Annotated in this window: 9 protein-coding genes and 1 pseudogene; 2 read left to right on the top strand and 8 right to left on the bottom strand. The window is 33.6% G+C overall.

Annotation, left to right across the window (positions count from 1 at the left end; genetic code table 11):
• Positions 1–2 precede the first annotated feature (2 nt).
• The 5 genes from EUBIFOR_RS02060 to EUBIFOR_RS02080 form a co-directional block, all read right to left on the bottom strand.
• Positions 3–821, bottom strand: coding sequence for a PTS system mannose/fructose/sorbose family transporter subunit IID (locus tag EUBIFOR_RS02060; protein ID WP_003864239.1), 819 nt, complete (start codon positions 819–821; stop codon positions 3–5).
• Complete coding sequence (locus tag EUBIFOR_RS02065; RefSeq protein WP_003864240.1) at positions 808–1,584, bottom strand: PTS mannose/fructose/sorbose/N-acetylgalactosamine transporter subunit IIC; 777 nt, start codon at positions 1,582–1,584, stop codon at positions 808–810. The genes EUBIFOR_RS02060 and EUBIFOR_RS02065 overlap by 14 nt, the downstream gene beginning before the upstream one ends.
• Before the next feature lie 10 nt (positions 1,585–1,594).
• The gene (locus EUBIFOR_RS02070; RefSeq protein WP_003864241.1) at positions 1,595–2,062 is read right to left on the bottom strand and encodes a PTS sugar transporter subunit IIB; all 468 of its coding nucleotides are present in this window, start codon (positions 2,060–2,062) and stop codon (positions 1,595–1,597) included.
• A 15-nt stretch (positions 2,063–2,077) separates the two neighbouring features.
• Positions 2,078–2,491: a PTS sugar transporter subunit IIA gene (locus EUBIFOR_RS02075; RefSeq protein ID WP_003864242.1), complete on the bottom strand. Its 414-nt coding sequence runs from the start codon at positions 2,489–2,491 to the stop codon at positions 2,078–2,080.
• Between the two features lie 101 nt (positions 2,492–2,592).
• A complete protein-coding gene (locus EUBIFOR_RS02080; protein WP_040466070.1) occupies positions 2,593–5,292 on the bottom strand; it encodes a sigma 54-interacting transcriptional regulator in 2,700 nt (899 codons plus the stop codon).
• Positions 5,293–5,349: 57 nt separating this feature from the next.
• Here EUBIFOR_RS02080 and EUBIFOR_RS02085 point away from each other — a divergent pair, with 57 nt between their 5' ends.
• The gene (locus EUBIFOR_RS02085; protein WP_003864244.1) at positions 5,350–6,570 is read left to right on the top strand and encodes an RNA polymerase factor sigma-54; all 1,221 of its coding nucleotides are present in this window, start codon (positions 5,350–5,352) and stop codon (positions 6,568–6,570) included.
• Between the two features lie 225 nt (positions 6,571–6,795).
• On the opposite strand, the gene EUBIFOR_RS02090 is transcribed toward EUBIFOR_RS02085, so the two are convergent.
• The 3 genes from EUBIFOR_RS02090 to EUBIFOR_RS02100 form a co-directional block, all read right to left on the bottom strand.
• On the bottom strand, positions 6,796–8,148 hold the full coding sequence (locus EUBIFOR_RS02090; RefSeq protein WP_040466168.1) for an MATE family efflux transporter: 1,353 nt from the start codon (positions 8,146–8,148) through the stop codon (positions 6,796–6,798).
• Positions 8,149–8,234: 86 nt separating this feature from the next.
• Positions 8,235–8,987 (bottom strand): ZIP family metal transporter, encoded by a 753-nt coding sequence (locus EUBIFOR_RS02095; RefSeq protein WP_040466169.1) that lies wholly within the window; start codon positions 8,985–8,987, stop codon positions 8,235–8,237.
• Positions 8,988–9,023: 36 nt separating this feature from the next.
• Complete coding sequence (locus EUBIFOR_RS02100; protein WP_040466071.1) at positions 9,024–10,196, bottom strand: M15 family metallopeptidase; 1,173 nt, start codon at positions 10,194–10,196, stop codon at positions 9,024–9,026.
• 126 nt (positions 10,197–10,322) lie between these two features.
• On the opposite strand from EUBIFOR_RS02100, the pseudogene EUBIFOR_RS12885 reads away from it, so the two are divergent.
• Positions 10,323–10,597: pseudogene (locus EUBIFOR_RS12885) on the top strand (amidohydrolase); the annotation flags it as partial.

Raw genomic sequence — 10,597 nt, forward strand, 5'->3', positions numbered from 1 at the left:
TATTAACAACCTAAGATACCAAAGAATGAGCCAATCAATCCGATTGCGACACACAATAACAACAATGTAGTTGTCTTAATATTTTTCTTTTTCAATAAGTAGTAAACCAATAATGTGAATAATAATGGCATTAAACCAGGCATGATATTGTTGAATACATCATTTAATGTAGTTGCTTCATCACCAGAACCAAATGCCAATGGGAATTTGATTGAAACGTTTTCAGCAGTCATACCACCAACAACCATCAATCCTAAAACGCTTGCTGCATAAGTAAGTTTTGACATCAATCCATTTTCCTGGATCTTAGCCAAGAATCCACTACCTAATTTATAACCAGCGTTCATTAAGTAATAACGTAATCCTTGAGCAGGGATGTTGAAGATCAATAAGAATAAGATAGGTCCTAAGATATTTCCTTGGTTCGCTAATGATAGACCAACACCAGTAGCGATGATACGTAATGTTCCCCAGATGAATGAGTCACCAATACCAGCTAAAGGTCCCATCAATGAAACCTTAACGCTATTGATACTTTCTGTATCGAAGTTAGAATCATTTGCGTTACTTTCTTCCATAGCAGCACTGATACCAAGAATCAATGTTGACAATTGAGGTGTTGTATTGAAGAATTCCAAGTGACGTTGCATAGCTGCAATTTGGTCTTCTTTATTTGAATACAATTTTTTGATTACTGGTAACATACAGTAGCAGTATGCCATGTTCATCTGTCTTTCATAGTTCCAGTCCCATTCCATTCCGAATGAACGCCAAAATACTTGATTTAATTCTTTTTTTGTTAATTTATTAGAAGTCGTCATCTTCGTCTAATCCTCCTTCTGTAGCTGTTTGAGCTGAGTTGCTACGTAATTGAGTTAATACGATGGCAATAATAGCTCCAAAAATTGCAATTGCAGTTACTGGAATTCCTAAGTATACGCTTAATGCGAATCCTAAGAAGAAGAAACATGCAACTTCTTTGTCCATGATCATCATCAACAATAAGCCAAATCCAATTGCAGGTAATAAGCCCATTGTAATTTGTAAACCATTTGAGATCCATTCAGGAATTACATTTAATAAAGCCTGTACAGCAGGTCCACCTGCATAGTATCCACATGCTACGATAACACCGATAATCAAGTTAACACCAAAGAATCCACCTAAGAAGTGCATTCTCGCAACGCCAGCCATATTTCCTTCAGCTGCATATGCATCTGCTTTGTGAACAAATGGAGGTAAAATAAATACCATTCCAACGTTCTTTGCGATTAAAACCAATGAAGCAACTGGTAAACCAACAGTCAATGCAGTTTCTGGTCCAGCTCCTGTTGTGATTGTGAAAGCTGTTCCTAATACGGTTCCTGAAATCATTTCAGGTGGAATACTAGCTCCGATTGAGAAAGCTCCCATAAATGCTAATTCTAATGTTGCCGCTAAAGTAACACCTGTTGGGATATCACCAAGTACAACGCCTGTCAAAGCTCCCATAACCAATGGTCTTGACAACAAGCTTGTACCGAACAAATATTCAGCATTTCCAAGCATTGCTACCAAGCCAAGTAAAATTGCTTGTAATAACATATTTCTCCTCCTATAATACTTTCTCTACGTTTACTGGACTATCTTCTGGAACCATCTGAATTGTTACATCCACACCTGATTCACATAATCCTTTTAAAATTGTTTCTTCTGCTGGAGTAATATTCATTGCCTTTGAAATATTACGAGTTTCAGCAGTAGCCTTAGTACCACCAAGATTTAATTTATTGATGTTGCACTCTTTACACAATCTTTCAGCATCCTTAATCGATTCAACTACAGTCAATAATTTGTATTTGTCTGTAACACCACTGTTGATCGCATTTACTGCATCATCCATATTTTTAATAACTAATTTAACACCACTTGGTTTTGCCAACTTAATTGATGTTTTTCTTAAATCATCTTTCATAACTGCATCGCACGCAATTAAGATACAATCTGCTTCAACTGCATTTTTCCAAGAAAAAGCAACTTGACCATGTAACAATCTGTGATCCACTCTTAATAATTTGATCATTTTTTTCTCCTCCTATTAGAAATCTTCATCATCTTCGCTTGTCATACCATTCATAACTGTCATTCCCTCTTTAGCGGCTTCAATCAAATCGTTCGCATCTGCTAATTCAAGATTTTGGTCCAAGCTTTTCATCACTACATCTAATGCCAATCCCATGTTCATTCCTGAAAAAATCATTACATTATCCAATACTGCAAGTTTAGATAAAGCTGTGTGAATACTTCCACCTTTGATATCACACAAGATTACAATTTGTTCTTCGCTTTCTTTTGCTTCTTTCAAAACTTCTTGATAAAAATCTTCAGGATTTTGTCCAGGAAGCAAGCTATATGTTTCTACATCCTTAGCTAAATCTCCAACGATCATAGAAACTGAATCTTTCATTCCTTTAGATAATCCTCCATGTGAGGCAAATATTACTCTGCTCATTCATCTTTCTCCTTTCTGTATTACGTCGTTCACTTATATACAAGCAAATATTATGCCATAGAAATAAGCTTACAAAAAAAAGATGAGTTTCCCCATCTTTACTAGTTATTCTTCACATAATTATAAATATGAATCATTTCCTCTGTAGGAATATCTACACCATAGAAATCTTCTACTTGCTTAAACGCCTTCTTAACATAGTCCACAAAATCTTTGTGTTCATTTAAGAAATCCAAGCTTGGATCATACTCAGCATTTCTTGAAACAACAAGTCTTTCGATCAAACAACAAATGTGTACGTACAATCCAAAACAAGTTCGATTGCTGAAACGAACACCAACATACTTTTGTAAAACATCAATCGCATTGGCAACCTGCTCTAATAGTTTTGCCGGATTTAATATCGTTAGTGCATTCATAATATTACTCAATGAGAAATTATGCAGAATATTTTTATCAAACAAAGACAGCTGTTCTTCATTCATATAATCTTTGAAGTATTGATTGAAATCTCCAAATGTATCTTCAATAATCAAATCTTCAATACCCACAAATGGAATATCCTCCATATTTGGATCTAACGTTCCAAGTACACATAAAACATCATATTCTTCAAATACATTGTTCTTTTTACCTAATTCAATCAATTCCGAATAATTCAACGTCTTCACATCTAAATTGATTCCATCTGGAAAAGATTGCTCCAACATCGACTTTAATTTCTTGGCCGTACCCAATCCACTTGCGCAAGAACATAGAATGACTGGCTGTTTTTGTTGATGCTTTTCAATATGATACGCAAAATTGACACGGAAAGCATCAATCGTTTTTTGTAGTATGCTCTCCATCTCTACATTATTACGAATTCCATTTCCAATTTCTAAAGCGATTGGAGTACTCACATTGTTGATAATTCCAATATTCGCATTTTCTATATGCAAACCTTTATAAATATCTTCCAAACTACCCATATCCACTAAAAGATACAATTCTTTGACCTTGCCAATATGATCCAAATACCGATTCAGTTTCTCAATCATTGTGGCCGTATCAATATATAAAGGCATATCTAGCGCATCAAAAATATATTGTCCTAAAAAACGATTGGCAGCATCCGCAATACTTGAAGCCGTAGAAAAACCATGCGATAGAACAACAGCTGCTTTTTGAGAAAGCCTTGAATCTTTTTGTACATTATAAACATAGAAGATAAATGTACAAATAATAATGGAATACATATCCATTTCTAGATAGGACTTTAAATACGTACAAATTTCTAGAGATACATTGGTCGCTCTAAAAAATTCTTCTTGCAACAATTGATATAAATCATCACACTCTTCTTCATGTTTTAAAAACCAGCTTCTTAAATCATGATATTCATGATGAATCTCATCTAAATAAGATGCGATAGCTAACGTTTCATTATTTGTAATTTTTAATCCATACCGCGATTCAATCAAGTTAAAGATATGCTGCACACCACGATTATAATAATCGACCTGACTCGATTCTTTCTTTCTAAAGATCAAGTTATCAAAATATTTTTGAACATAATTCTTTTCTTTTGCCATAAAATCCGACAAGCTTGTATGTTCCTCTTTATATTTTCGATAACACGCCAACAAGCTATCATTTAATTGAAGAATTTCTTTTGTACCATTATAGTACCCCTGCAAATCATCCACATATATATATTCATCATCATCCAAGACCGTTTTTTGATTCGCATAAACCTGCTGTAAAAGATCTTTAGGCAAACTGTCCAAATGAATCACTAATTCGTCATTGACCTTATCAAATAAAGAATTGATACAACAAGACTGCACACTACTCTTTAATTGACCAATATTACCTGGCATCTTACTTTGTAACAGCGCATTATACACTTTGCTACTCATCTTGATCTGACAATCTAAACGTTTTTCTTCCCGACTAAAAATATCATACAACAACTCAATACGCTCTTGCGTACCTCTTTGTTCAAGACTAGGAATGATGATTGTCATGGGAATACGTCGCATTAATGTTTTTAACAGTACTTTATTCGGATTTTCTGTAGTCGCAAATACAATACGAACATTAGACTTATACCACTTTTCATTATCACCCACACGATGATAAATACCTTGATCCATAAACAAGAACAACTTTTCCTGGCATTCAGCCTTTAGTTCGTGGACCTCATCTAAAAATAAAACACCATTGTTAGCTAACGCAATCAGACCTTCATTGTCTTTTTCAGCTCCTGTAAAAGCACCTTTAACATGACCAAATAAGTTGGCCGTTAATAATTCAGGGTTGTTGGCATATTCACTACAATTGACCTGTACAAACTGTCCATCTTTTGAAATGACGCCCTGATTTTTTGCCCACTCATACGTCAACTTTGCAATTAAAGACTTACCTGTTCCTGTAGGCCCATAAAGTAACATAGGTAAACCATTAGGGGGATACGAAATAGTAGCTTTACATTGTTTAACAGTTTGAGCCAAAGAATGATTCATGCCCACTAGTTTTTCAAAATCCTTCTTTTCCTGATTTGACAATAAATCATCTAAACTTGCATATACACAACCCTTAAAAGGAATTGCCTTTTCTTTTAAATACTCGACAGATATGAAATAAAACGGCTTTGATTCAATGCGAATCAATTTATTTTCTTTTACTAATTTATTTAATACAACAGACACCTGCGAACGACTTATCTTTAGATTTTCACTAATCAAGGCAACACTAGTCTTATCAAAATCTTCCTTGTCGCAGCATGCTAAAATATATGCTAATATTTTTTCTATCATGTTACCCTCCACTTTTTTTGAATTATTATACCATAATATGTTATAACATATATACATATGAAACAAGATTTGATTTATACACACACCTACAAACAGACATTGCATATGACAACAGGTTTAAAGTCCCATCTTGAAATATTAAGTAAAGATCGACAGACTTTATCCGATCTTTTATATAATGTCAGTCAAAACAATCCCTTTTTAGAATACACTCCCAGTCAAGATATCCAACAATATCTTGAAACCGGCATATCCAATAAACCGAGTCTAAAGGATGAACTTTATTTGCAGCTGCATACAAGCACCAAAAAATACAATGAACCCATTGCCAATTATATTATTGAATCCTTAGATAGTCATGGTTTCTTTGATCAAGATATCCATACTGTCCTATCGGACTTAAAATGCACTAAAGCCCAATTTGAAGAAACACTCTCTTTCATTCAAACCTTTGAACCTATTGGTGTGGCTGCTAAAAACAGTATTGATTCTTTAATGATTCAATTAAAAACAAAAGGCTATACAGTCGCATACACGATTTTAAAGAATTATTCAAAAGAACTTGAAGAAAAAGATTTCTATACAATTTCTGAATCTTTAGATATACCTTATGAAACTGTATTTGATGAATTAGCACACATGCAAGAGTGCAATCCATTTCCTTGCAGTGAATATGACACAGAAAGTACGACAAATTTAGCTTTACCTGAATTCACAATTGAAATTGATGAAGATCAATTAAAAATCATCCCCAAAGAAATGGGAAATCTATCGCTTCATTGTGAAGAAGTAAAATTGTCAAAAGAAGCTAAAAAATATTTAAATGAAGCTAAATTTTATATAGATAGTATCAACCGGCGAAATAAAACCATTCTTTTACTCGCAAATATCTTAATTACCCATCAAAAGAATTATTTTCTATTTCAAGATGATTTAAAAGAATGCACACTTAAAGAAATTGCTGAAGAATCAGGCTACTCGATTTCAACCGTTTCTAGGACTCTGAGTGATAAATATTATGAATTTAATGATCATATGTATCCTGTAAAAGATTTATTTATTTCAAAGACACACAAAGGAAGCAGTAAAGACTCGATTCAAAAAGCCATTCAATTATTGATTGAAGTGGAAAATCCAGAAAATCCTCTACAAGATGAAGAAATTGTAGAAGAACTTAAAAATATGGAACTCTACGCATCCAGAAGAACCATATCAAAATATCGAAAGGAATTAAATATTCCCAATTCAAAACAAAGAAAAAAGGCGAGACTCTACTAAATCTCGCCCCTTACCTTGTTCTCTACAAACTTTTTAAATAGTTTTCAACATTTAAATACTGAATAGTATCCATTTCTGTATTTTCTCCACGATAAATCAATAACATGAAAAAGAGGCAACATTACATTACTTCTATAGTTTCACATACAATTTTTTCAACTTCCATTTTATTATACCCTTTATACCCATTACCCATTTTATAGGGGGTATAAAAAAAGGAGACGATTAATAAATATCGCCTCTTACTAGTTTTTTTGAATATATATGATAATACCCCATCAATAGTGCCGCATTTACGATCCATGTCAATGGCCAACCCAAGAATACAGTAATTAATTCCGAACTAAATTGTGTTGCCACAAATAAATAGACTTGTCTTAAAATAACGAAACATAAAATCATTGAATACATTGGTACTTTAGATAAACCAACACCTCTTAAAGCACCTGCAGTAATATGGGATAAAGGAAGGAAGATATAGCCTGGCGCAAAGACAGAAATCATAGTCACACCAGCTACAATCACATCTTTATCTTGTGAGAATAATCCAACTAAGAACTCTCCATTTGTATAAATCAAGAAGGCTCCTAACGCGATGATTATTTCACACATCAATAATGTTGTATACAAGCCTTTTCTTACACGCTTATAGTTTTGAGCCCCATAATTCTGTCCCACAAACGTTGTGATAGCCATCGAGAAACTTTGAATTGGAAGCTGCAAGAAACCATCTAGTTTTGTAGTTGTACTATACCCTGCAACAGCAGCCGATCCAAATTTAGAAATATACGATTGAACAATCACATTGGAAAAAGAAACTATACTATTTTGTAGAGCTGCCGGTATTCCAATCGAAATAATTCTTGATAGAATGGGCTTTGAAAAACGAATCTTAGAAATATATACCTTATACTCTTTATCTGTATGCATCAATTCATGCATGACTAGAATGGCAGAAACAAGCTGTGCCAAAGTTGTCGCAATACCAACACCGGCAACACCTAAATGAAAGTAGATCACAAACACAAAGTCTAATACAATATTGACTAAACTCGATACGACTAAGTAAATCAACGGATTTTTACTATCGCCCAAAGCTCTTAAAATTCCGGCTCCCATATTATAAATTAATGAAAAGGACACACCCGCAAAATAAATTTGAAGATAGATCACGGCCAAAGGTAAAACTTCTTTAGGAGAACCAATCATAACTAAGATGGGTTTAGAAAGGGCAATACCCAATATTGTGAATAAGACACATAAAACTAAAGTTAAAGCTAAAGATGTATGAATGGAATCCTGCATCTTCTTTGTTTCTTTGGCTCCAAAATATTGTGCAATCACAACACCAGCACCCGTTGATAATCCCATAAAGAATCCAACTAACATATTAATGATGGAAGTCGATTGTCCTACGGCGGCAAGGGCATGTGAACTGACAAAGTTTCCTACCACATATGAATCGACTGTATTGTATAATTGTTGAAATAAATTTCCAACCAGTAATGGTAAAGAAAATATCAATATTGATTTCCATATGCTTCCCTTTAATAAATCTGTGCTTTCCAACGCCTTCACCCTTCCCAAAAGAAAATGCAGAATTCCATATTGGTCTTCTACATAATGTAAAATAATATTAACTCTTTTCTGAAAAAATTGAAAGCTTATCCTAAAATTACATCCAATACCATCATCACACAAAATCCAAACAAGAAAGAAATTGTTGGAAGATTCGAATGTTTTCCTTGAGCCATTTCAGGAACAAGTTCTTCAATCACCACAAACAACATGGCTCCTGCCGCAAAACTTAAACAAAACGGTAAACATTGTAAGATCCAATTTGAAAACAAAATTGTGAAAAAACCAAATATAGGTTCTACAATACCCGATAATGAACCTATCAAAAATGCCTTATGTTTTGAAAAGCCATTGCTCTTTAAGGGTAAAGATAAAATAGCGCCTTCCGGAAAATTTTGTATCGCAATCCCAATGGATAAAGCTAAAGCCGCATATATACTTCCTGTTCGAATTGCTTGTGCTAGTACTATACCAACAGCCATTCCTTCTGGAATATTATGCAAAGTTACCGCAAATACTAGCTTTGTGGTTTTCTTAAAATGCGATTCTTTTCCCTCTTCATCATTTGTTCCAGGATGCATATGAGGAACAATACAATCTAAGAAAAGAAGTAATAAAGCTCCTAAGAATATGCCAAGTACAATAATCAAAATATTCTTTTCTTGTTCCATCGCTGGAATCAATAAAGACCAAATACTAGCAGCCACCATGACACCAGAGGCAATACCTGAAAAGCATCTAGATAAAAGTTCATTCTTTTTATTTTTGATAAAGTACACAATGGCTGAGCCTAAAGTAGTACCAAAAAAAGGAATTAGTAATCCTAACCACATAATCATCACCATAGTCAGTTTAAACTAATTCCTTTATATACGTCAATTCAAACGCAAATTATATGCAAATCCATGATGCTCAATATAATCCTCTAAGATCCATCCTTTATCATGAATTTCTTTAGCGGCTTCTTTTCCTACATATCTAAAATGCCATGGCTCATTTGTAGCACCTGTTCTATCACCTGCATTTTCTGGGAAACGCAAAATAAATCCATATTTATAGGCATTTTCTTCAACCCAATTATAGTCTGGTGTTTCACCAAATGTCCCATACGTTCCATCCATTACACTTTGACTTGTTAGATCCACACTCAATCCGCATTGGTGTTCACTTGATCCTGGAACAGAAACTAAACTTGCCGCATAAGCCGCTTCATACATCGCAAAATATTCATTATAAACAGCTAATTGCGTTTTATAAGAACGATACGAACTCTTAATCGCAATACTATACCCTTGTTTCAAGCCATCCTTATACATATTTTCAAGTGCCGTTGCCGCGCAATCTCTTAATTGCCCCACTTCACTTTCATAAGGAATATTTACATCTCTTAAATCACTTGGTACATAATCACTTGGAACACTAAAACCATTCTTAATTAAAACCAACATATTTGAAGGATCCTCAATGGTATATGTACGATCATCACGCTTACTTGAATCAATGCCTGGATAAGAAACGGTTAATACAGCTTTTAATGGTTTGAATCCAGAATCTACATATTCCTTGATATCTTTGATTTGTGCCCCTTTAATTGCCAAATATTTCTCTGCCTTTTTATAAGGTACACTAGCCGAGATCAATGTATCCAAATTTGAAATGGTATATACATCTGAATTTTTAAACAATACATCTTTTGTATATCCTAAATAATTCAAATCTTCCATTCTTTCATAGTAAGAATCAATATAATAAACAACTTTCTTCACACTCTTTTTTGAAGCCCTGTAATATTCATCATACAATAAATAATGCGAATCATTTTTAACCTTATCCCACTTTGAAATATCAATAATTTGATCATAGTCCAAGATATCTTTGATGTCATCTTTTTCTAATTTTAATACAACTTTCTTATCTTCTTTATGATATCCCTTAATACTCAATCGAATACTTGTAAAATTCGCAATCAATAATGCGATACAAATCACTGGAATCAACACGACAATTGCGATTCTTTTTCTATTCACTTTTCTTTTTACCTTTTTCATAAACTCACCAAGAATCATTATATAGAATAAGAACTTGAAAAACAAATGGGCTTCATTTACAAAACATTTTCATCTTATATGTAATATTTTTCACAACGTGATACAATAGATTCTAGAGGTGATTATATGTTATTCAAGAACGCAACCATTTATACAATGGAACAAGAACCTTTTGTAGGCGATTTTAAAATCGATAAGGGTGTATTTACACAAGTAGGAAAAAATCTAACACCAGATGTTGGTGAAGATGTACAAGATTTAAATGGACTCTTTGTATTTCCTGGTTTAGTTGAAAGTCATTGTCATTTAGGTATGGAAGAAACAGCCATTCGCTTTGAAGGTGATGATGTCAACGAAATCACAGATCCAATTACCCCAAATATGCGCGGTATTGATGGATG

This window comes from Holdemanella biformis DSM 3989 (genome assembly GCF_000156655.1).
In the GTDB taxonomy this organism is placed as follows: Bacteria; Bacillota_I; Bacilli_A; order Erysipelotrichales; family Erysipelotrichaceae; genus Holdemanella; species Holdemanella biformis.